Genomic DNA, 21,879 nt, shown 5'->3' on the forward strand with positions numbered 1-21,879 from the left:
GATGCCCGCCCCGAAGTCCGGCCCGAAGTCCGCCCCGATGCCCGGATTCCGTTACAGCGAGCGCGACCTGGCGAAGTTCCGGGAGGTCCAGCAACTGGCCTACCACTGCGCCGAACAGGTCGCCGCCTGGATCGAACCCGGCGTCACCGAACGCCAGACCACCGCCGAACTGCGCCGCTGCCTGGTCCGGGCCGGCGTGCAGGACTTCTTCCACGTGCCGTTCGCCTGGTTCGGCGACCGCACCGCGTTCCGGCACTTCCACACCCCGCTGCAGTTCTTCGCCGGCTCCCGCGTCCTCGCCGAGGGCATGCCGTACGTGCTGGACTGCGCGCCCGTCGTCGACGGCTACACCGCCGACATCGGCTACGGCGGCAAGGTTGGCGAGAACCCGGTCTGGGACCTGCTCGCCAAGGACCTCCGGGTCTACCGCGAGCTGATCCTGCGCGAGGTCAGGGCCCGCAAGCCGCTCGCCGAGGTGTACGCCGCCGTCGACGCCCAACTCGCCGCCCACGGCTACGACAACCGCCACCAGGTCTACCCCGGCCGGGTGATCGGCCACCAGGTCACCCGGAACACCGCCCGCGGCCCGGCCGGCGTCAACCTCTTCGGCTTCGGGGTGCGTACGCTGCAGACCCTCGGACGTGAACTCGTGAAGGAACGCCTGGAGGGCCGCTCCCCGCTCTGGGCGGGCGGCCGCGCCTCCCGGCACGCCCCCACCCCCGGCCTCTGGGCGGTCGAACCGCACATCGGCTTCCGCGAGGTGGGCATCAAGTTCGAGGAACTCCTCGTCGTCACCGACGAGGACGCGTACTGGCTCGACGACGACCTGCCGCACGTGCGGCGCTGGACAGCACTCCAGGAGGCAACCGCATGACCGGCCCCAGCAACGAGGCCCACGGCACCGGCGCGACCCGCCGCCGCACCGTCGACTCCGGCGGCCTCCCGCTCGCCGTGTACGAGCAGGGCGACCCCGCCGACCCGACGGTGATCCTGGTGCACGGCTACCCGGACGACCACTCGGTCTGGGACGACGTCGCCGCCGACCTCGCCGCCGACCACCACGTGGTGCGCTACGACACCCGCGGCTCCGGGGCGTCCGGGGTGCCCGCCGTCCGCGCGGACTACCGGCTGGAACTGCTCGGCCAGGACCTGTACGCGGTCGCCGACGCGGTCAGCCCCGACCGGCCGGTGCACGTCGTCGCGCACGACTGGGGCAGTGTCCAGGCGTGGGAGGCCGTCACCGCGCCCGGGGCCTACCGGCGGATCGCCTCGTACACCACGATGTCCGGCCCCTGCCTGGACCACATGGGCCACTGGATCCGGCACCGGCTGCGCCGGCCCACCCCCCGGCACCTGTCCCAACTGCTGCGCCAGGGCGCCCACTCCTGGTACATCGCGCTGTTCCAACTGCCCGTCCTCGCCCCCGCCGCCTGGAAGCTCGGCCTGGCCCGGCTCTGGCCCCGCGTCCTGCGCGACCTGGAGGCCGTCCGGCCCCGGCCCGGCCACCCGCAGGCCACCCTCGCGAAGGACGCCGTGCACGGCATCGAGCTGTACCGGGCCAACATGCGGCCCCGGGTCCGCGCCCCGCGCGAACGGCACACCGAGGTGCCGGTGCAGCTGATCACCCTGCAACGCGACCACTACGTCGCCGACTTCCTCTCCGAGGGCCTGGAACGCTGGGCCCCCCGGCTCACCCGGCGCACCCTGAACGCCACCCACTGGTCCGCGCTGCTGGAGAAGGGCCCCACCGTCGCCGCGATGGTCCGCGAGTTCACCGCCCGCGACCACGGCGCCCCCCGCCAGGAGCCCTCCGGCACCGGCGAACTCGTCGTCGTCACCGGCGGCGGCAGCGGCATCGGCCGGGCCACCGCGCTCGCCTTCGCCGACGCCGGCGCCCGCGTCGTGGTCTGCGACCGCGACCTGCCCGCCGCCCTGCGCACCGCCGAACTCTGCGAACTCTCCGGCGTCAAGGCCGCCGCCTACCGGGTCGACGTCAGCGACGGCGCCGCCGTCGACGCCTTCGCCCAGCAGGTCGCCACCGACCACGGCGTCCCCGACGTCGTCGTCAACAACGCCGGCATCGGCCACTCCGGCACCTTCCTGCAGACCACCGAGGACGAGTGGCGCCGCGTCCTGGACGTCAACCTGTGGGGCGTCATCCACGGCTGCCGCGCCTTCGGACAACTCATGGTCGACCGCGGCACCGGCGGCCACCTCGTCAACCTCGCCTCCGCCGCCGCCTACCTCCCCGCCAAACGGCTCGCCGCCTACGCCACCTCCAAGTCCGCCGTCTTCATGCTCTCCGACTGCCTGCGCGCCGAACTCGCCCCGCACCGGATCGGCGTCTCCACCATCTGCCCCGGCATCGTCCACACCAACATCACCCGCACCACCACCTTCTCCGGCCTCGACCAGGACGCCCTCGCCGCCAAGCAGGCCAAGGTCTCCAAGCTGTACGCCCGGCGCGGCTTCCCCCCGGAGAAGGTCGCCGCCGAAATCGTCCGCGCCGTCCGCACCCGCAAGCCCGTCGTCCCCGTCACCGTCGAGGCCAAGGCCGCCCGCCTGCTCGCCCGGCTCAGCCCCGGCCTGCTCCACAAGGCGGCCCGGATCGACGCCGGCTGAACCGCCCGGCCGGGCGGCGCACCGGGCCGCCCTCCGCTGCCCCGGTATGCTGCCTGCCGGGGCCCGCGGATCACCGCGCTCGGCGCCGCGATCGCCCGCTACGGCGGCCCGACCGCCGGACAGATCGGACACCCGTGGACCTCTCGACGATGACCGGCCCGCTCGCCTCGTTCGCCCTGGTGGTGGGCCTGCTCACGCTCACCCCCGGACTCGACACCGCGCTGATCCTGCGCACCGCCGCGCTCGGCCACCGGCGCCGGGCCTGGGGCGTGGTGTTCGGCATCCAGGCCGGAACCCTCAGCTGGGGCACCGCCTCCGCCGCCGGGCTGACTGTGCTGCTCACCGCCTCCCGGCTGGCCTACGAGACGCTGCGCTGGGCGGGCGTCTGCTACCTGCTCTGGATGGGCGTGCGGATGCTCCGGGCCCGCCACGCCCCCGCGCCGGAGGAGTCGCAGTCACCAGCCGGAGCGGGCAACGGCGGCGGCTGGTGGGCCGGTTGGCGGCGCGGCCTGCTCACCAACCTGCTCAACCCGAAGGTCGGGGTCTTCTACGTCGCCGTGCTGCCCCCGTTCATCCCGGCCGGTGCCCCGCACCTCGCCGCCGGCGTGCTGCTCACCTCGGTGCACGTGGCCGAGGGCCTGCTCTGGTCGACCGTGCTGGTTGCCTTCGCCCACACCCTGCGCGGCCGCCTGCGGCGCCCGTCCGTGCGCCGCCTGCTCGACCGGATCACCGGCCTCGCGGTGCTCGGCTTCGGCGCGAAGCTCGCGCTGGGGGAGTGAGGGGGGAGTGATCCGGTGGCGGCGGGGGGAAGCGGCGCGGTCCGCGCGGTGAACCGTAGCGGACCGACCATCCGTCAGTTCCGCTGCTGTGCTGGGAGGTTGGCGTTCGTCCCCGAACCTGTCGCATACTGGCGACTGGTCTAAACCACTGAGCGGATCAGTGGGGCCGCAACGGAGGGGAACCCATGCGCCGCTCACCCTGGAAGACCGTCGCCGTCACAGTGGCCGCGCCGCTGCTCGCCCTCGCCGGGACCGCCACCGCCTCGGCCGCCGACGCCACCACCAAGACCCCGTACTCGTTCTGGGACGTCACCCACACCTGCGAGAGCCAGGTCAGCTTCTACGCCGGCCCCGACGGCACCTACGTCCAGTACCAGCTCGTCGACCACGGCACCGACGCCCAGGGCTGCGAGGCGTGGGCGATCACCTCCGACGGCTTCCGCGGCATCGGCCACATCTACAGCGGCTCGTTCGCCACCTACGACGGCGGCACCACCTACATCACCCCGTACGTCCACCGGGTCAGCGACTACACCCACCCCGGCCTCCCGGGCCAGACCCTCTGACCCGGCAGCCCTCCGGGGAGGTGCGGCACGGCCCGTGCCGCACCCCCTGCGGGGGTTCGGGTCAGCTGCGCAACTCCTCGATGCCGGAACGCAGTTCGTCCGCCGACATGCACGGCGTCACCATCACCTTGGCGCCCATCCGCAGCCACAGCGGCTCCACGGTGGTCACCAGCGACGACTCCCGCGCCAGGTCCACCACCAGGGTGAACCCGCGGTGGCCGTTCAGTGGGTAGAAGTACGCGGCCTCGGGCCGCAGCTTCCCCAGCATCTCGCCCATCAGCTCGGGCATCTTCCCGCTGCTGATCAGCTCGTTGGACTTCTCGGTGTCGATCTCCGCGACGATCAGGGTTCGCATCGCACGCCTCCGGGCCTGTCAGGACTCCCGCGAACCGTTCCATTCTCCCGCCCCGCCCCACCCCGGTCGCGGTGGGACGTCCGGGGGCCGGCGGCGACCGCGCCGCCGCCGGCCCGTCGGCTCAGGCCCGGTCGAAGGCGCCGGCCGAGGCCGCCGCGGCGAAGGCCGCCCAGGCGTCGTTCGAGAAGCGCAGCCGGGGACCGTGCGGGTCCTTGGAGTCGCGGACGGCGGTGGTCGCGGAGCCGGCGGCGGCGACCTCGACGCACTCGCCGCCGTTGCCGCCGCTGTAGCTGGACTTGCGCCACTCAAGCGCGTCGGTCTTCTTCACGGGAATGCTCCTCTGCCACCTTGTCGACGAGAGCCAGTGACGCCTCCGGGCTGAGGGCGTCAGCCCGGGCGAGGTCGTAGGTCAGACGGACCTTCCTGACCTGCTCCATGCTCTCGACCAGCATGCCTACATGCGGTCCCTCGATGTATGCCACGTCCGGACTGCTGTCGGCAAACGACATCAGCGTCAACGCACCCTCCAGGGCTGCATGTGCTCCACAACGCTGCTCAAGCACCTGCACGACCGCTACCCTGGAGCGGACCAGAGCGGCCAGGTGGCGGAGTTGACCGGCCATCACCGCGTACCCGCCGACCGGCCGCCGGATCGCGGCCTCGTCGATCAGCCACCACAACACCGGCCGGGTTGGACCGGAGAGGATCTCCTGCCGGGCCCGGCGCGCCTGCACCTTGGCCTCGATGTCCGCCTCCGGGGCCAGCGGCAGCGCCGCGTGGAACACCGCCCGCATGTACCCCTCGGTCTGAGCCAGACCCGGGATCAGGAAACCCCCGTACCCGATGATCTCCGAGGCCCGCGGCTCCAGATCCGCGTACGTCCGGAAGTAGTCCGGGTACGGCCCCCGCCCGACGTGCGGCCAGAGCCGCCCGAACAGCCCGCCCGTCGCCAGCGCCCCGTCGAGGCGTTCGGCGAACTCCTGCGTGGGGGAGCGCTTCGCGGTCTCGATCTGCCCCACCAACGACCCGGTGTAGCCGAGGACTTCGCCCAGGGCGTCCTGGCTCAGGTTCGCCTCGGCCCGGATGCGGCGCAGCTCCGAGCCGAACAGCGCCGCCATCGAGGCGGCCGGGTCGAGGTCTCGCGGGTTCGGCATGGTGGGGCTCTCCGTCTCACAGCTGCGGAGTTGGACTGCGGGCTCTGGCGAGCGTAGCGCTCCGTGCCGATGCTGTTACCCGGAACAGTCGACGGACGGATCGTCAGGAGGACGGCATGGAAGGGGAATCGGATCCCCGGGGACAGCGGGCCGCCGGTCGCGGGGTGTTCGTCACCCTGGACGGGCTCAGCGCGAGCGGGAAGAGCACGGTGGCCCCGCTGGTCGCCGCCCGGCTCGGCGGCGTCCACCTGGAGGACGACGGCCTGCCGGGGTTCGCCCGGATGCGGGCGGAGGTGGACGGTGCCGGGGTCCTGCCGGCGCGGCTGCACTGGTGGTTGATGGCGAACCACCTCAAGTCCGAGCGGGCCAGGGGCCTGGTCGGGAGCGGGCGGCCGGTGGTGGTGGAGTCGTACTTCCCGCGGACCGTCGCCACGCACCGGGCGATGGGCCAGAACTGGCCGGTGGGGTACCCGGCCGGGGCGCTCCGGCCGGACGCGGCGGTCCTGCTGGAGGTGGACGAGTCCGTCCGCCGGGAGCGCCTGCGGGTGCGGGCGGCGGGCGGGGCGTTGAGCGACTGGCACCGGCGGGAGGAGCCCCGGGTCGCGGAGAGCGTCCGGGTGTACCGCGCGTTCGGCCTGGTCCCGGTGGACGGGACCGGCCGGACGCCGGAGCAGGTGGCCGAGGCGGTCGTCGCCCTCGTCCACGAGCGGGTCCGCAGGAATCGTCCGGAAGGGGCAAGCAGCCGTGGGCACCACTGAGACCGAGTTCGAGGCGAAGATCCTCGACATCGAACCGGAGAGGATCCGGGCGCTGCTCGCCGGGGCCGGGGCCGAGCACGTGGCCGAGCGGTTCCAGCGGCGCTACGTCTACGACATCCCGGGCCGCCCCGGGGCGTGGGTGCGGCTGCGGGACACCGGCAGCGAGGTCACGCTCTGCGTCAAGGAGATCCGCTCCGAGGCGATCGACGGGGTGAGCGAGACGGAGACGGCCGTCGGCGACTTCGACGTGACGGACGCGCTGCTGGGGAAGCTCGGCTACCGGCCGAAGGCGTACCAGGAGAACCGCCGGTCCTCCTGGAGGCTGGGTGGTGCGGCCGTCGAGATCGACGAGTGGCCGCTGATCCCGCCGTACCTGGAGGTCGAGGGGGAGAGCGCCGCGCACGTCTACGCGACGGTCGCCGCGCTCGGGCTGCCGTTGTCCGACCTGACCAGCGAGAACACCAGGCGGGTCTACCACCGCTACGGGATCGACATCGAGAGGATCGCCCGGCTCACCTTCGGGTGAGCGGGGCGGGTAGGGGAGGGGAGGGGGGAGGGGGAACCGTGTCAGTGACCCAGCAGCCGGCGGTCCGGATCGTCCGGGACCGGAGCATCCGGCTCAAGGTGATCGACGAGTGCGGGCTGGCCTGCACGTTCTGCCACAGCGAGGGGACACCGGTCACCGCCGACAACCGGGGCCGCACGGCCCTGCCGTTCGCGGCGGGGCCGGGGCGGAGCGGACGGGTGTCGATCTACGGCGGGACGAACGGCGTCCGCTTCCTCGCCGCGAGGATGGAGCCGGACCGGGCTTTCCGGCGGGCGGTGCGGACGGTCGCGAAGGCGTTCGACGCCGGCGAGGTCCACCTCACGGGCGGGGAGCCCACCCTGCACCCGGAGGTGTCCGGGCTGGTCGCCGCGCTCACCGGGATGGGGCTGTGCGTCGGCATGACCAGCAACGGCGAGCGCGGCCGCCAGGTGATGCCGGACTGCTCGGCGGCCGGGCTCGACCGGGTCAACGTCTCCGTCTTCGGTACGACCGCCGAGGAGCTCCGGGCGGTCCAGCACCCCGGGCGCTTCGCTGCGGCAGGCCCGGCCGGGGCGAAGGTCAGGGCGGCGTCGCAGACGGTCCGGGCCGCGGTCTCCCACGGGGTGAAGGCGTCGGTGAACATCGTCGTTCCCGGGCCTGAGCACGTGGACCGGGTGGTCAACCTGGTCGAGGCGTACGGCCAGTTCGCCGACGTGCGGATGCTCACCAGCCTCCAGGACGGCGCGCGGTCGCTCGACGCGATCTCCGAGGTGCTGTCCAGGGTCGGGGCGGAGCCGGTGCTCCGGACCTTCACCGCCGGCACCTCCGACGAGCGGACGCTCTACCGGGCGCTCGGCGGCCGGGCCGTGCACGTCAAGCGGCTGCTGCCGGTGCGGCTCCCGGACACCTGCGCGTCATGCCGGTTCGACAACGGCACGGACTGCCAGGAGGGGTACTACGGGATCCGGCTCTACCTCACCGAGGAGGAGGAGTACACGGTCGGCGTCTGCATCCAGCGGATGGACCTGTGCGTGCCGGTGGCCGAGTTGCCGGGGGGCGGGATCGTGGCGGAGGTTCGGACGTTCAAGGAGTCCGAGGTCCGCCGCCTGACCCGCCGCTACGGCGCCGGGTGAGCGGGGCGGGCGGGCGGGGGGTGGCGCAAACCTGACGGATCGTCAGGTGGTTGCAGGGCGGGGGCGCACGAGGCGCACGTGGGCGTGACCGGTGTGCTTCGTGATGGACCGTCAATTTTCTTGTAATGGCACCCGGATGGTCGTATTCCGCTTAATATTCGGCCAAAAGAGGTGTGTTCTGAGCCGTTCGGATGATCTTCCGGTTACGGTTCGGCGCGCCTGCCGGAGCTACCACGAGAGCAGGGCATGACCCAGACAGAGCAACAGACCAGGGCGCCCGTACCGGGCGCTCGGCGGCGCCGGGTCGAGCGGGTCGCCGCCGTGGTGGCGGCCTTCGCGGCGGCCACCGCCGTCGCCGCCCCGTCGGCGTCGCCGGCGACGGCGGACGGCTCGGTGACGGTCCGGGTGATCCGGGCCGTCGACGAGAGCGGGACGTGGACGCCGGTGCTGGAGCCGGGCATCGGCGGGGTGACCGTCACCCTGACCGGGGAGGACGGCGCGGTCCGTACCGGCGTCACGGCGGCCGACGGCACCGTGACGCTGACGCCGGCCAAGTCGACCCCCACCGGCAGGTACCGGGTCGAGGTGGTCAACCCGAAGCCGGGCGTGCTCTACCCGGCGTTCGCCGCCCGCGAGGGCCTGGCCGGGGCGCCGAACAGGCTCAGCAGCAACGAGGAGTTCGTCGACCTCTCGGCGGGCAGGCAGGCCGCGTTCACCACCGGCCTGTGGAACCCCGCCGACTACTGCCAGCGCAACGCCCCGCTGGCCACCGCCTGCCAGCCGCCGACCGGCGTCCCGGCGGCCCAGCGCACCCTGCTGACCTTCCCGTACGAGTCGCGCGGCGTGAACAAGGACGTCACCGACGTCGGCACCAGCGGCGAGACCGGGAACGTCTTCGGGATCGCCTGGAACCGGGACGACCGGCGGCTGTTCAGCTCGGCGCAGGCCAAGCGGGCCACCGCGTACGGCCCCGGCGGGCCGGGGGCGATCTACGTCACCGACCCGGCGAAGAAGACCACCGCGCTGTTCGCGACCGTCCCGGACGCCGGGACGACCGCGCACGCGGCCGGCGGCGACGACGCGGCGTTCCTGCCCGCCGTCGGCAAGGAGAGCCTCGGCGGGCTGAAGCTCACCGAGGACAACCGCGACCTGTACGTGGTCAACCTGCACGACCGCAAGCTGTACCGGTACGACGCCACCGCGCCGACCGCGTCCGCGCCCAAGGCCGTGTACGCCATCCCCGCCGCGGGCTGCCCGTCGCCCGACGACTGGCGCCCGTACGGCCTCGGCATGCAGGACGGCACCGGCTACGTCGGCGGCGTCTGCTCCGGCCAGTCGACCGGGAAGATCACCGACCTGAAGGCCGTGGTGCTGCCCTTCGACCCGGCCACCGGCGTCTTCGGCGCGGCCGTGCTGAACCAGCCGCTCGACCACCGGGGCACCCCGGCCACCCCCTGCGCGGGCTACTTCTGGTACCCGTGGCAGGACACCCAGCCGCTGACCGGCGGCGCGGTCTGCGGGATCAACCCGGAGCCCGAGCTCGGCGAGGTCGGCTTCGAGACCGACGGCTCGATGCTGCTGGCCTTCCGTGACCGGTACGCCGACCAGGCCGCCGCCGCCCCGCCGGAGGGGCAGCCGCTGCCGAACGGCTTCGTCTACGTGCTCGCCTCGGCCGACCTCAACAAGGCGTGCAAGTCCGGCGACACCTTCGTGCTGGACGTCAACCTCGGCTGCGGCCAGACCGTGCGGAACAAGGGCTTCTTCGACCAGAGCCGCCCCTACCCGAACGGCCACCCGTACCCGGCGTTCGCCGGCCTGGCGCTGTCCAAGGTCGAGAGCTCCATCGCCGCCTCCGGCTACGACGTGTCCAACAACATCGTCACCGCCGGCACCATGTTCACCCTCCGCAGCGGCGGCCCCGACCCGGGCTTCGGCAACGAGCTCTCCGACGGCCGCTCCCGCTTCGGCAAGGGCGCGGCGATGGCCGACCTCGAAGTGCTCTGCGACCGCGCCCCGCTGCAGATCGGCAACCGGGTCTGGTACGACCCCGAGCGCTCCGGGCAGCAACTTCCGCAGCAGCAGCCCGTCCCCGGCGCCACCGTGCACCTGTACGACGCGGACGGGAAGCTGGTCGGCACCACCAAGACCACCGCGCGCGGCGAGTACTACTTCGACGACAGCAACGTCACCGGCGGGCTGAAGCCGAAGACCGCGTACACCATCCGGCTCGACAACCCGGCCGACTACACCGCGACGGGCCCGCTGTACCACTGGGTCCCGACCAAGGACAACGTCGGCGACAACCGCCTGACCGACTCCGACGGCACCGTCCCCAAGGGCGGCAGCTACGTCGAGCGGGCGCTCACCACCGGCGGCCCGGGCCAGAACGACCACAGCTTCGACTTCGGCTTCCAGAAGCAGCGGGGCGCGCTGCGCCTGGTCAAGCACGACCAGGACGGCAAGCCGCTGCCCGGCGCGGTCTTCCAGCTGTGGCGCGAGTCCAACGACACCGCCGGCCTCCAGGCCGACGGGGACCGGCCGGACAGCAAGGTCGGCGACCCGTGCACCACCGGCGAGGACGGCACCTGCGCCGTCCAGGCCGACCTCGGCGGCTACTACTGGCAGGAGGTCAGCCCGCCCAAGGGCTACCGGGCCCCCGAACAGCCGGTCCTCGGACCGGTCGTGCTGGACGACGCGCACCTCGACGCCGGGATCACCACCACCGCCGTCAACACCGTCATCCCGCCGGAGCCCACGCCCACCCCGACGCCCACGCCGACCCCGACGCCGACCCCGATGCCGGTGGTCCCCGCCCCGCCGCAGGCCCGCCCGGCCCCGGGCGGCAGCCTCGCCAGCACCGGCATGAACGGCACCGTGCCGTACGCGCTGGCCGGCGGCGCGCTGCTGCTGGTGCTCGGCACCGGCCTGCTGATCGCGGTGCGCAGGCGCCGTGCGAGCTGATCGTCCGACCACCTGATCAGCGGTCAGACTGGGGGCCCCGGGTTCTTCCGCCCGGGGCCCCCGGCCCGTCAACCCCCGGCAACAGCAGAGGAATCCGTGGCAACGAAGAACGCGGCGACAGCGAAGAGCGCGCCGGAGAGCACGACAGCGAAGAGCGCGCCGAAGGGCGGCGGCCGCCGCCGGTACGCGCCGGTCGCCGCCGCGCTGGCCGCCGTCCTGGTCGCGGCCGGCGCGGTGACCGCCTGGCGGCTCACCAGCGGCGGCGACGAGGCCCGGCCGCTCAGCACCGAGGAGTCCTCCCGGCTGGCGCTGTCCCGGTTCACCCTCTACGGGACCAGCCCCGCCGAGGTCGAACTGACCGTCCAGGAGGGCGACGGCACGGTGGTCCAGGTGCACGGCGTCATCGACTACCGCACCCGGCACGCCGCCGGCAGCTACCGGGTCAGCGGACGGCAGGGCACCCTCGACGAGGGCCTGCTGGTCTGGGACGCCGGCGGCCTCGGCCTGGCCAAGCCGCCCGCCGGGACGGACCCCGCCACCCCCGCCTGGGAACAGGCCGAGCACGTCCCGCGCAGCGGCTGGACCTCCCGCCCGTACGGCACCGACCCGCTCGACGCCGGGCTCGACCTGGCCGTCCAGCTCGGCGCCGACCGGCCCGACAACCCGCTGCTGCTCGCCCAGGCCGGCCCGCGCTGGCTCGGCCGGGACCGGATCGACGGCCGCGAGCACGACCGGATCTCCGGCCCCCGCCCGCGCGACGCGGCGGCCTCCGCCGCGCCCGGCGACACCTCGCCGCTCACCTACTGGATCGACGGCGAGGGCGGCCTGCGCCGGGTCACCATGCGGATGCCCGGCATCGGCACCCCCACCGCCCTGGACTTCCACGGGCAGCGGGCCGGGGCCAAGCTCCCCGAGGCGCCCTGGGCGACGGCGACGGCCGGCTGAGGTGGCCTCACCCGCCGGCGGGCAGCGGGTAGGAGTCCGGGTCGACCGGGCCCGGCAGGTCGACGGCGGGCACCGCCGGGGCGTTCGGGTCCGGCAGCGTCGGCTGCGCGGGCGGCACCGGCACGGCGTTGAACGCCGTCCCGGGCGGGGCCTGCACGCCCGCCGCCCGGCCCGCCGGGACGCGCCCGCCGCCGGTCGCGCCGCAGGGCGCCAGCGTCTCCAGCCCGTCCGGGCTCTGGGTCGAGGGCCCGTTGCCGGTGAAGCAGTTGCCCGGGTCGGCCGCCGAGCTGACCAGGTCCACGCCGTTGCCGGCGACCTTGTTCGCGGTGACCCGGTTGCCGGACGCCGGGTGCCCCGGCGGGTCGGTCACCACCACGCCCGCCGCCCGGTTGCCGCGCACCAGGTTCCGCTCGACCCGGTTGTCCGTCCCGCCGCCGATCCCGATCCCGATCCCGAAGCCGCCGTCCGCCTGCTCCGGCGAGTCCGCCGCGTTGTTGTCCGCCACCACGTTGCCCGCGATCACCGCGGCGTGCTGCGGCGCCAGCGACTCCAGGTCGTTCGAGTTGACCGTCACCCCGACCCGGTTGCCCACCACCCGGTTGCCCACCACGGTCAGGTTCTCCGACGCGTTGGTGATCTCGATCCCCACCGCGTTGCGCTCCACCGTGTTGCCCCGCACCAGGGTGTCGCACGGCTTGCACTGCCCGACGTAGATCCCCGAGTCGGCCTGCCCCGACGCGTACGACTCCTCGATCACCCCGCCGCGCGCGTCGAACGCGTAGATCCCGTACAGCGCGTTCCCGTACGCCGTCACCCGGGTCGCCCGGAAGCCCAGCACCGGCGGGAACCGGGTGGTGTCCAGCGGGTCGTACGCCGAACCGCCCGCGCCGTGCCGCTGCAGCTTCTCGTCCGTCACGCCCGTGAACAGCACGCCGTTCGCCAGGTAGCCGTGCACGGTCAGGTTCTCCACCACGGTGCCCGCGCCGGTCGCGGTGATCCCGTTGACCAGCTTCAACCCGCCGTCGAACACCACCGCGTTGCGGTCCGTCCCGCGCAGCACCACCCGCGGCTTGGTGACCCGCACGCTCTCCCGGTACGTCCCCGGGCCGACCAGCACCAGATCGCCCGGGTTCGCGGTGTCCACCGCCCGCTGCACGGTCGGGAAGTCCTCCGGCACCCGTAGCACCGTCCCCGGCGGATGGCGGTCCGCCGACGAACCACCCCCGCCACCGCCCGAGGAACAGCCGGCCGCCGCCGGCAACAGCACCAGCGCCACGACGGCCAGCAGCCGACCGAGAACGACCTGATCCGACATCAAGCGAGAAGAAGAGAGGCGGAGTTGCATGAAACGTGTTCTATCGTCTGCAATGGCGGCCATGCACACCGAACCGGGGAACCCGCAGCCCGACACCGCACCGGACCGCCCCCGGATCCACCGCCGCACCCTGCTCACCGCAGGAGCCGCGCTCGCCGCCGGCGCGGGAGCCGCCACCCTCCTCACCCACGACGACCGGCCCACGGCCGCCGCCGCACCGCCCCCGCCCGCCGCCGTCCCCTTCCACGGCGCCCGGCAGTCCGGCGTCCTGCACCGCCAACTCCCCGCCACCCGGCTGCTCGCCCTCGACCTCCCCGCCGACACCGACCGCGCCGCACTCCGCACCCTGCTCGCCGCCGCGAGCGACGTCCTCGCCCGCGCCGCCGCCGGCCGCCTCGCCGACCAGCGACTCACCGGCGCCCCGCCCACCACCTCACTCGCCGCGATCGGCCCCGCCCTCGCCACCCGCCTCCGACTGCCCGCCCCCGAGACCCTCGCCGAACTCCCCGCCCTCCCCGGCGACCGCCTCGACCCCGCCCGCGGCGACGGCGACCTCCTGCTCCAGGTCAGCACCGAACAGCCCTGGACCACCGGCATCCTCACCGAACACCTCCTCACCGCCACCACCGCCGCCGGCGCCACCCTCCGCTGGCAGCAGACCGGCTTCCTGCCCCCCACCCCCGACGGACAGACCCCCCGCAACCTCTTCGGCTTCAAGGACGGCACCGCCAACCCCGACCCCGCCGACCCCGACCTCTGGCACCAGGACGGCACCGTCCTCGTCTACCGCCGCATCCGGATGGACACCGCCGCGTTCGCCGCCCTCCCCACCGACAGCCGCGAACTCGCCATGGGCCGCCGCCACGACACCGGCGCCCCCCTCACCGGCACCGCCGAACACGACGACCCCGACATCTACGCCAAGCACCCCGACGGCTCCTACGTCATCCCCGCCACCTCCCACGTCCGCCTCAGCAGCCCCCGCCTCGACGGCGGCACCCGGATGCTCCGCCGAGGCTGGTCCTACGACGACACCCCCACCGACCGCGGCCTCCTCTTCCTCGCCTTCCTCCGCGACCCCGCCCTCTTCACCCGCGTCCAGACCCGCCTCGCCGAACGCGACGCGCTCACCCCCTTCCTCGCCCACACCGCCTCCGCCGTGGCCTGGGTCCTTCCGGGTGCGCGGGAGGGCGGGGTGTTGGGGGAGGGGCTGTGAGAGGGGCCGCTGGCCGCGGGGGCTGGTGGGGGGTGGTCGGGGGTCTCGCCGAACGCGACGCGCTCACCCCCTTCCTCACCCACACCGCCTCCGCCGTGGCCTGGGTCCTCCCGGGCGCCCGGGAGGGCGGCGCGCTGGGGGAGGGGCTGTGAACCGGCCAGTGGGGAAAGGGTGTTGACACGAACCGGCGGGCTCCCCGATCATGACCAGCCATGATCTTCGCTGAGGATGTTCCGGAGCCCGGCATACCCGTGGCCGGGTACGTGGTGGGCGGGCTGGTCGCGGTCGTGCTCGTGTCCTACGGCCTGATCTGGCTCCTGGACGCGCGCGGTCTGCGGACCCGGATCTGCGGTCAGGCGGCCACCGCGATCGAGCGCTCCCGGCTCACCGGGAACCCGGTCCCGTCGGTGGCCCGGATGCACGCCTACTACCCGCGCGCCTACGGGGTGTTCATGCTGGTGGGCGGCCTCTTCACCGCCACCTTCCTGGTGCTGATGACGCTCTTCCCCTGATGGGGGCGGCCCGGATTGTCGGTGGCGGGTGCCAGCCTGGCCGCATGGACGAACGCGACAGCGAGCAGTTGCTGCGGGGCCGGGTCTACGGGGCCGACCACGACGACCCCGGGCCGCGCCCGAACCGTGACTACCGGGAGCTGGTCGGTGGGCCGCTGGACGGGCTGCTGCTGGACGTGACGGGCTGGGCGGCCGACACGCTCGCCGCCGGGGCCGACCTGCCCACGCACCTGGGGCGGTACGGCGGGGCCGGCGCCTCGCGCTACGAGCCGAGGCCGACGGATCCGCGTCGTTGGGACTGGGCCGGCGACAGCCGGTAGGGCGGGGGTCCGGTCAGGCCGCGGCGGGCGCGGTGTCGTGGTGGAGGGGGCCGGTGGTGGTGGAGAGCGGGAGGCAGGAGCCGCCGCGGGCTTCGGCGACGAGGTGGGCAGCGATGGAGACGGCGGTCTCCTCGGGGGTGCGGGCGCCGAGGTCGAGGCCGATGGGGGAGTGCAGGCGGGCCAACTCGCTGTCGGTGAGGCCCACTTCGCGCAGGCGGGTGTCGCGGTCGCGGTGGGTGCGGCGGGAGCCCATCGCGCCGACGTAGGCGACGGGCAGGCGCAGGGCGCGTTCGAGCAGCGGGACATCGAACTTGGCGTCGTGGGTGAGGACGCACAGCACGGTGCGGCCGTCGAGGCGGTCGAGTTGGGTGTCGAGGTAGCGGTGCGGCCAGTCGACGACGAGTTCGTCGGCCTCGGGGAAGCGGCGGGCGGTGGCGAAGACCGGCCGGGCGTCGCAGACGGTGACGTGGTAGCCGAGGAACTTGCCGATCCGCACGACGGCGGCGGCGAAGTCGATCGCGCCGAAGACGAGCATCCGCGGCGGCGGCACGTACGCCTCGACGAACACGGTGACGGTGCCGTCGCCGGACGGGTCACAGGGGCGCCCGTCGAGGCCGAGGACGAGGCGGCCGGTGCGGCCGGCCGTGAGCAGCGCGCGGGTCTCGGCGACGGCGGCGCGCTCCAGCGGGAAGGAGGGGTACGAGCCGTGGTGGGCGTCGGCGGTGACGGCGAGGGTGGCGCCGAGCAGCGCGGGCGGGCCGTCGACGATCCGGGCGACGGCGACGGGGGTGCCGGAGGCGAGGTGGGCGACGGCGGCGTCCAGGCCGGGGTCGGCGCCGGGGACGACCGGCTGGACGAAGACGTCGAGCAGGCCGCCGCAGGTCAGGCCGACGGCGAAGGCGTCCTCGTCGCTGTAGCCGAAGCGTTCCAGGACGGGGGCGCCGGTGCGCAGCGCCTCCCGGCAGAGCTCGTACACGGCGCCCTCGACGCAGCCGCCGGAGACCGAGCCGACCGCCTCGCCGTCCGCGTCGACGGCGAGCGCGGCGCCGGGCTCGCGGGGGGCGGAGCCGGAGACGCCGACGACGGTGGCGGCGGCGTAGGGGCGTCCGGCGGCGTGCCAGCGGTGCAGCTGGGCGGCGATGTCGTGCACGGGGTGCTCCTCACAGCGGGACGGTGCCGCCCCGCCGGAGGGTCCGGCGGGGCGGCGGGGGTGTCAGTGGACGCCCAGCCAGGACTTGATCGGGACGAGCGCGAAGTACACGGTGAACACGCCGGTCAGGATCCACATCAGCGGGCCGGGCTCGCGCCACTTGCCGGTGCCGGCCTTGATGACGGTGTAGGAGACGACGCCGGCCGCGACGCCCGCGGTGATGCTGTAGGTGAACGGCATCAGCACGCAGGTGAGGAACGCCGGGATGGCGACCTCGCGGTCGGACCAGTCGATGTGCCGGGCCTGGCTCATCATCATCGAGCCGATCACCACCAGCGCGGCGGCGGCGACCTGCACCGGCACCACGGCGGCGACCGGCGAGAAGAACAGCATCAGCGCGAAGACGCCGCCGGTGACGGTGGAGGCCAGGCCGGTGCGGGCGCCGTCGCCGACGCCGGTCGCGGACTCGACGAACACGGTCTGCCCGGACGCGCCGGACAGGCCGCCGATCGCGCCGCCCGCGCCGTCGATCAGCAGCGCCTTGGACAGGCCGGGCATCCGGCCCTCGGCGTCGGCGAGCCCGGCCTCGGTGCCGACGCCGATGATGGTGGCCATCGCGTCGAAGAACCCGGCCAGCACGAGGGTGAAGACGGCGACCGAGGCGCTGATCGCGCCCAGTCCGTGCGAGCCGAACGCGCCGAACAGGTCGACGTGCCCGAACAGGCCGAAGTCGGGTGCGGAGACCGGCGATCCGGGCCAGGCCGGGGCCGAGCCGCCCCAGTCCTGCGCGGTCAGCCCGGCCGCCTTGTCGACGGCCAGCGCGACGACGGTGCCGGCCGCGATGCCGATCAGGATCGCGCCCCGGACGTTCCGGGCCAGCAGCACGAAGATGGTGAGCAGGGTGAGCGCGAAGACCAGCACCGGCCAGCCCTGGAGCTCGCCGAACGGGCCGAGCGAGAGCGGGGTGGGGCCGCCGGTGTGCACGAACCCGGCCTTGTAGAAGCCGATGATCGCGACGAACAGGCCGATGCCGATGGTGATCGCGTGCTTGAGCGGCAGCGGGATCCCGTTCATGATCTTCTCGCGCAGGCCGGAGACCACCAGCAGCACGATCAGCAGGCCGTAGATCACGCACAGGCCCATCGCCTGCGCCCAGGTGGTGTGCGGCGCCACCAGCGCGGATATCGCGCCGGAGACGGACAGGCCGGCCGCGACCGCCAGCGGCACGTTGCCGACCAGGCCCATCAGGATCGTGGTGACGGCGGCGGCCAGCGCGGTGGCGGTGGTCAGTTGGGCGTGGTCCAGCTTGGCGCCGGTGACGTCCGCGCCGCTCAGGATGATCGGGTTGAGCAGGACGATGTAGGCCATCGCCATGAAGGTGGTCAGGCCACCGCGGATCTCGTTGCCCAGGGTGGAGCCGCGCGCCGAGATCTTGAAGTAGGCGTCGAGGGCGCCCCGCGGGGGTGTGCCGTTCGCGGTGGGGGCCGCTGCTTCGGTGGGGCCGGGCTCCGTGGAGGTCCGGGACATGTCCACTCCCAAGGTTCATAGGGGGTTGGGGTGGGCGAGCCGACCTGAATGCCCGTCAGGGGGGTACGCAGGGGGACTGGTTCGACTCACGGGTGGGGGAGCCGTCGGGCCCGGCGTGGCGGGACGGCGGGACCCCGGGGGCGGCGGGGAAGAACGGGACGCCGCCCCCGGGGACGTTCTCGAACGGTCGGTCAGAGCGTGTCGGTCAGGTGCTCCGGCCGCACCGGGATGCGGGTGAGCGCCTTGCCGGTGGCCTGGCGGATCGCCGCGACGATCGACGGGGTGGCCGAGACGGTGGGGGCCTCGCCGACGCCGCGCAGCCCGTACGGGGCGTGCGGGTCCGGGAGTTCGAGGAGCTGCACCGGGATCGGCGGGGTGTCCAGGATGGTCGGGATCAGGTAGTCGGTGAAGGAGGCGTTGCGCACCTTGCCGTCCTTGACCACGATCTCCTCCATCACCGCGAGGCCGAGCGCCTGCGTGCAGCCGCCCTGGATCTGGCCGACCACCGAGAGCGGGTTGAGCGCCTTGCCGACGTCCTGCACGGCGGTCAGCTCGACCACCTTGACCAGGCCCAGCTCGACGTCCACGTCGACCACGGCCCGGTTCGCGCAGAAGGTGTACTGGACGTGGCCGAAGCCCTGCCCGGTCTCCTTGTCGAACGGGACGGTCGGGCGGTGGTGGTGCTCGCGGGTCTGCTCGATCGCGTCGTCCCCGAGCAGGTCGACGATCGCGATCAGCACCCCGGCGGAGGCCGACACCACCTTGCCGCCCGCCAGCGACAGGTCGTCCCGGGTCCAGCCGTAGCGGTGCCGCCCGCGCTCCAGCAGCTCGTGCCGGACCGCCTCGGCGGCCAGCTTCACCGCGCCGCCGGTCATGTACGTCTGCCGGGAGGCGGAGGTCGAACCGGCCGAGCCGACCTCGGTGTTGGCCGGGTGGATGGTGACCTGCTCGACGCCCAGCTCGGTGCGGGCGATCTGGGCGTGCACGGTGACGCCGCCCTGGCCGACCTCGGCCATCGCGGTGTGCACCATGGCGACCGGCTCGCCGCCGATCACCTCCAGCCGGACCCGGGCGGTCGAGTAGTCGTCGAAGCCCTCGGAGAAGCCGACGTTCTTGATGCCCACCGAGTAGCCGACGCCGCGCACGATGCCCTCGCCGTGCGAGGTGTTGGACAGCGCGCCCGGCAGGGTGCGGACGTCCGGGTGCTCCGGGTCGAGCGGCGGCGGCAGCGGCATGTCCTTGACCCGCTGGAGCAGTTCGGCGACCGGCGCGGGCGCGTCGATCTCCTGCCCGGTCGGCATCCGGTCGCCCTGGGTGACGGCGTTCAGCTGCCGCAGCTCGACCGGGTCCATGCCGAGCGCCTCGGCCAGCCGGTCCATCTGCGACTCGTAGCCGAACGCGGCCTGCACCGCGCCGAAGCCGCGCATCGCCCCGCAGGACGGGTTGTTGGAGTACAGCGCGATCGCGTGCATCCGGACGTTCGGGATGACGTACGGGCCGTGGCCGAGCGAGGCAGCGTTGCCGACCACGGCGGGGGAGGCGGAGGCGTAGGCGCCGCCGTCCAGCACGATCCGGCAGTCGGCGAACACCAGCTTGCCGTCCCGGGTGGCGCCGTGCTCGTAGCGCATCCGCGCCGGGTGGCGGTGCACGTGCCCGAAGAAGGACTCGTCCCGGGCGTAGACGATCTTGACGGGCCGGCCGGTGCGCAGCGCCAGCAGGCAGGCGTGGATCTGCATCGACAGGTCCTCGCGGCCGCCGAACGCCCCGCCCACGCCAGCCAGCGTCAGGCGGACCTTCTCCAGCGGCAGGTCGAGGACGGGCGCCATCTGCTGGCGGTCCACGTGCAGCCACTGGGTGGCGACGTACAGGTCGACGCCGCCGTCCTCGGCGGGCACCGCGAGGCCGGACTCCGGGCCGAGGAACGCCTGGTCCTGCATGCCGACCTCGTACTCGCCGGTGACGATCACGTCCGCCAGCGCCCGCACCTCGTCGGTGACGCCCAGGCCGGAGACCAGCTTCTGCTCGTGGCAGACGTTGCCGTACGCGTGCGACTTGTACTCGTGCGGCTCGTGCACGTAGCCGTGCGTCTCCGGGTCCAGGCACTGCTCCTCGGTGGTGATCGGGGTCAGCACCTCGTACTCGACCCTGATCTTCTTCACCGCGCGGCGGGCCGTCTCCGGGTGGTCGGCGGCGACCAGGGCGATCGCCTCGCCGTGGTAGCGGACCTTGTCGATCGCCAGGGCCGGCTGGTCGGCGATCTCCAGGCCGTAGTACTTCTCGCCCGGGATGTCCTCGTGGGTGAGCACCGCGTACACGCCGGGAACGGCCAGCGCCTCGGAGACGTCCACCGACAGGATGGTCGCCCGCGGGTGCGGGGAGCGCAGCGCGGTGCCCCACAGCATGTCCTCGTGCCACAGGTCGGAGGAGTAGGCGAACTCGCCCTTCACCTTCAGCGTGCCGTCCGGGCGCAGCGGGGAGCCGCCGACGCCGTCCTTGGACGCCTGGTGGATCTTCTGCAGGTTCTTCTGGCCCTGGATCGTCCGCGCGCTCACTTCTCGGCCCCCCGGGCACAGGTGCGGGCCGAGGCCAGCCGCACCGCGTCCATGATCTTCTCGTAGCCGGTGCAGCGGCACAGGTTGCCCGACAGCGCCTCCCGGATGTCCGTGTCGGACGGCTGCGGGTCCGCCGCCAGCAGCGCGTCGGTCTGCACCAGCAGGCCGGGCGTGCAGAAGCCGCACTGCACGGCCCCCGCGTCCACGAACGCCTGCTGGACCACGCCCAGTTCGCCGTCCGGGCCGGCCAGGCCCTCCACGGTGCGCACCTCGCGGCCCTGCACCTGGCCCGCCGCCACCAGGCAGGCGCACACCGGCACCCCGTCCAGGTAGACCGTGCACGAGCCGCACTCGCCCTGCTCGCAGGCGTTCTTCGACCCGGGCAGGCCGACCCGCTCGCGCAGGACGTACAGCAGGGACTCGCCCTCCCACACGTCGTCGGCCTCCACCGGCTTGCCGTTCGCGCTGAACGTGACCCTCATGCCGCGCTCCTGATCTGCTTGCGATAGTCGTTCCAACACCACGTCAGGGTGCGCCGGGCCATCACGGCCAGCGCGTGCCGCCGGTACGCGGCGGTGCCCCGGACGTCGTCGATCGGCGAGGCCGCGGCTTTCACCAGCTCGCCGAAGCGCCGCACCACCTCCGGGCCCAGCAGCTCGCCGGACTCCCACAGGCCGCGCTCGGCCAGCACCCCGCCCAGGTACTCCTCGGCCGCCACGGCCCGGCGCGGCGTCGGCGCGGCCGAGCCGATCCCGGTGCCGACCGTGCCGTCCTTCGGGTGCAGCGCGAAGCCGAACGCGCAGACCGCGATCACCATCGCGTTGCGGGTGCCGATCTTCGAGAACTGCTGCGGCCCGTCCGCGACCGGGATCCGCACCGCGCGGATCAGCTCGTCCGGCTCCAGGCAGTTGCGCTTCACCCCGAGGTAGAACGCGTCGATCGGGATCAGCCGCACCCCGCGCACCGAGTGCGCCTCCACCAGCACGTCCCGGCCCGCCGCCAGCAGCGCCGGGTGCGAGTCGCCGGCCGGCGAGGCCGCGCCCAGGTTCCCGCCGACGCTGCCGCGGTTGCGGATCTGCGGCGAGCCGACCGTGTGCGCGGCCAGCGCCAGGCCCGGCAGCGGCCCCGACAGCTCCCCGATGATCCGGGCGTACGGCACCGCCGCGCCCAACCGGACGGCTACCCCGTCGTCCGACCACTCGGTCAGCTCGGTGACGCGGTTCAGGTCGAGGATCGCGGATGGCCGGTGCACGTCGAAGTTCATCTCGACCATGACGTCCGTACCGCCCGAGATGGGCAGCGCGGTGGGGTGCTCGGCCTTCGCCGCGAGTGCCTCGTCCCAGCTGGCGGGCCGAAGGAACTCCATGCGGGTAACTCCTCACGTCGTCGCCGACGGACGCGGGCACTGCGCCCTTGCCGACGCCCGGAACCGGCGACCGGTCGGGCGCCGCGGTGCAGCCCGGCGGCGTGTTGGCAAGTGAACCGCTG

At 73.7% G+C, this 21,879-nt stretch carries 22 protein-coding genes; 13 read left to right on the forward strand and 9 right to left on the reverse strand.

Features of this window, described 5'->3' with window-relative positions:
- Window position 1 precedes the first annotated feature (1 nt).
- From KSE_RS31500 to KSE_RS43070, 4 genes are all read left to right on the forward strand, one after another.
- Window positions 2-874: a M24 family metallopeptidase gene (locus tag KSE_RS31500; protein ID WP_014139427.1), complete on the forward strand. Its 873-nt coding sequence runs from the start codon at window positions 2-4 to the stop codon at window positions 872-874.
- The gene (locus KSE_RS31505) at window positions 871-2,622 is read left to right on the forward strand and encodes an SDR family oxidoreductase (protein WP_014139428.1); all 1,752 of its coding nucleotides are present in this window, start codon (window positions 871-873) and stop codon (window positions 2,620-2,622) included. The genes KSE_RS31500 and KSE_RS31505 overlap by 4 nt, the downstream gene beginning before the upstream one ends.
- Window positions 2,623-2,771: 149 nt before the next feature.
- A complete protein-coding gene (locus tag KSE_RS31510) occupies window positions 2,772-3,401 on the forward strand; it encodes a LysE family translocator (RefSeq protein ID WP_014139429.1) in 630 nt (209 codons plus the stop codon).
- Window positions 3,402-3,586: 185 nt separating this feature from the next.
- A complete protein-coding gene (locus tag KSE_RS43070) occupies window positions 3,587-3,967 on the forward strand; it encodes a hypothetical protein (protein WP_014139430.1) in 381 nt (126 codons plus the stop codon).
- Window positions 3,968-4,028: 61 nt separating this feature from the next.
- Here the strand turns inward: KSE_RS43070 and KSE_RS31520 are convergent, their stop codons facing one another.
- The 3 genes from KSE_RS31520 to KSE_RS31530 all read right to left on the reverse strand — a co-directional run bounded on the left by KSE_RS31520 (window position 4,029) and on the right by KSE_RS31530 (window position 5,476).
- Window positions 4,029-4,322: a hypothetical protein gene (locus KSE_RS31520; RefSeq protein ID WP_014139431.1), complete on the reverse strand. Its 294-nt coding sequence runs from the start codon at window positions 4,320-4,322 to the stop codon at window positions 4,029-4,031.
- A 121-nt stretch (window positions 4,323-4,443) separates the two neighbouring features.
- Window positions 4,444-4,650: a DUF397 domain-containing protein gene (locus tag KSE_RS31525; RefSeq protein WP_014139432.1), complete on the reverse strand. Its 207-nt coding sequence runs from the start codon at window positions 4,648-4,650 to the stop codon at window positions 4,444-4,446.
- Complete coding sequence (locus KSE_RS31530) at window positions 4,628-5,476, reverse strand: helix-turn-helix domain-containing protein (RefSeq protein ID WP_014139433.1); 849 nt, start codon at window positions 5,474-5,476, stop codon at window positions 4,628-4,630. Before KSE_RS31530 ends, KSE_RS31525 begins: the two co-directional genes overlap by 23 nt.
- Window positions 5,477-5,592: 116 nt before the next feature.
- Between KSE_RS31530 and KSE_RS31535 the strand changes: the two genes are divergently transcribed.
- The 5 genes from KSE_RS31535 to KSE_RS31555 all read left to right on the forward strand — a co-directional run bounded on the left by KSE_RS31535 (window position 5,593) and on the right by KSE_RS31555 (window position 11,799).
- Window positions 5,593-6,234 (forward strand): AAA family ATPase, encoded by a 642-nt coding sequence (locus KSE_RS31535; RefSeq protein WP_014139434.1) that lies wholly within the window; start codon window positions 5,593-5,595, stop codon window positions 6,232-6,234.
- Entirely contained in the window at window positions 6,221-6,760 is a 540-nt protein-coding gene (locus KSE_RS31540; protein ID WP_014139435.1) for a class IV adenylate cyclase, read from the forward strand. The genes KSE_RS31535 and KSE_RS31540 overlap by 14 nt, the downstream gene beginning before the upstream one ends.
- 44 nt (window positions 6,761-6,804) lie before the next feature.
- On the forward strand, window positions 6,805-7,893 hold the full coding sequence (locus KSE_RS31545; RefSeq protein WP_014139436.1) for a radical SAM protein: 1,089 nt from the start codon (window positions 6,805-6,807) through the stop codon (window positions 7,891-7,893).
- Between the two features lie 246 nt (window positions 7,894-8,139).
- The gene (locus tag KSE_RS31550; RefSeq protein ID WP_014139437.1) at window positions 8,140-10,854 is read left to right on the forward strand and encodes an SdrD B-like domain-containing protein; all 2,715 of its coding nucleotides are present in this window, start codon (window positions 8,140-8,142) and stop codon (window positions 10,852-10,854) included.
- Between the two features lie 96 nt (window positions 10,855-10,950).
- On the forward strand, window positions 10,951-11,799 hold the full coding sequence (locus tag KSE_RS31555; protein ID WP_014139438.1) for a hypothetical protein: 849 nt from the start codon (window positions 10,951-10,953) through the stop codon (window positions 11,797-11,799).
- 7 nt (window positions 11,800-11,806) lie between these two features.
- Here KSE_RS31555 and KSE_RS31560 read toward each other — a convergent pair whose 3' ends face one another.
- Window positions 11,807-13,114, reverse strand: coding sequence for a right-handed parallel beta-helix repeat-containing protein (locus KSE_RS31560; RefSeq protein ID WP_051055456.1), 1,308 nt, complete (start codon window positions 13,112-13,114; stop codon window positions 11,807-11,809).
- A 61-nt stretch (window positions 13,115-13,175) separates the two neighbouring features.
- Here KSE_RS31560 and KSE_RS31565 point away from each other — a divergent pair, with 61 nt between their 5' ends.
- From KSE_RS31565 to KSE_RS31575, 4 genes are read left to right on the forward strand one after another with little or no spacing between them, the layout of a single operon-like run.
- Complete coding sequence (locus KSE_RS31565; RefSeq protein WP_063747460.1) at window positions 13,176-14,330, forward strand: Dyp-type peroxidase; 1,155 nt, start codon at window positions 13,176-13,178, stop codon at window positions 14,328-14,330.
- Window positions 14,327-14,482, forward strand: coding sequence for a hypothetical protein (locus KSE_RS43075; RefSeq protein ID WP_157850076.1), 156 nt, complete (start codon window positions 14,327-14,329; stop codon window positions 14,480-14,482). The genes KSE_RS31565 and KSE_RS43075 overlap by 4 nt, the downstream gene beginning before the upstream one ends.
- Window positions 14,483-14,542: 60 nt before the next feature.
- A complete protein-coding gene (locus KSE_RS31570; protein WP_148283184.1) occupies window positions 14,543-14,842 on the forward strand; it encodes a hypothetical protein in 300 nt (99 codons plus the stop codon).
- A 44-nt stretch (window positions 14,843-14,886) separates the two neighbouring features.
- Window positions 14,887-15,162, forward strand: coding sequence for a hypothetical protein (locus KSE_RS31575; protein WP_014139443.1), 276 nt, complete (start codon window positions 14,887-14,889; stop codon window positions 15,160-15,162).
- A gap of 13 nt (window positions 15,163-15,175) precedes the next feature.
- Here KSE_RS31575 and KSE_RS31580 read toward each other — a convergent pair whose 3' ends face one another.
- From KSE_RS31580 to KSE_RS31600, 5 genes are all read right to left on the reverse strand, one after another.
- A complete protein-coding gene (locus KSE_RS31580) occupies window positions 15,176-16,312 on the reverse strand; it encodes an XdhC family protein (RefSeq protein ID WP_014139444.1) in 1,137 nt (378 codons plus the stop codon).
- A 63-nt stretch (window positions 16,313-16,375) separates the two neighbouring features.
- Window positions 16,376-17,839, reverse strand: coding sequence for an NCS2 family permease (locus KSE_RS31585; protein WP_033259170.1), 1,464 nt, complete (start codon window positions 17,837-17,839; stop codon window positions 16,376-16,378).
- 191 nt (window positions 17,840-18,030) lie between these two features.
- Window positions 18,031-20,376: a xanthine dehydrogenase subunit D gene (pucD, locus tag KSE_RS31590; RefSeq protein WP_051056010.1), complete on the reverse strand. Its 2,346-nt coding sequence runs from the start codon at window positions 20,374-20,376 to the stop codon at window positions 18,031-18,033.
- A gap of 11 nt (window positions 20,377-20,387) precedes the next feature.
- Window positions 20,388-20,873 carry a (2Fe-2S)-binding protein gene (locus KSE_RS31595; RefSeq protein ID WP_014139447.1) on the reverse strand — a complete coding sequence of 162 codons (486 nt, stop codon included), beginning with the start codon at window positions 20,871-20,873 and terminating at the stop codon, window positions 20,388-20,390.
- Window positions 20,870-21,757: an FAD binding domain-containing protein gene (locus KSE_RS31600; RefSeq protein WP_014139448.1), complete on the reverse strand. Its 888-nt coding sequence runs from the start codon at window positions 21,755-21,757 to the stop codon at window positions 20,870-20,872. The genes KSE_RS31595 and KSE_RS31600 overlap by 4 nt, the downstream gene beginning before the upstream one ends.
- Window positions 21,758-21,879 lie beyond the last annotated feature (122 nt).

It is taken from the genome of Kitasatospora setae KM-6054, assembly GCF_000269985.1.
GTDB lineage: Bacteria > Actinomycetota > Actinomycetes > Streptomycetales > Streptomycetaceae > Kitasatospora > Kitasatospora setae.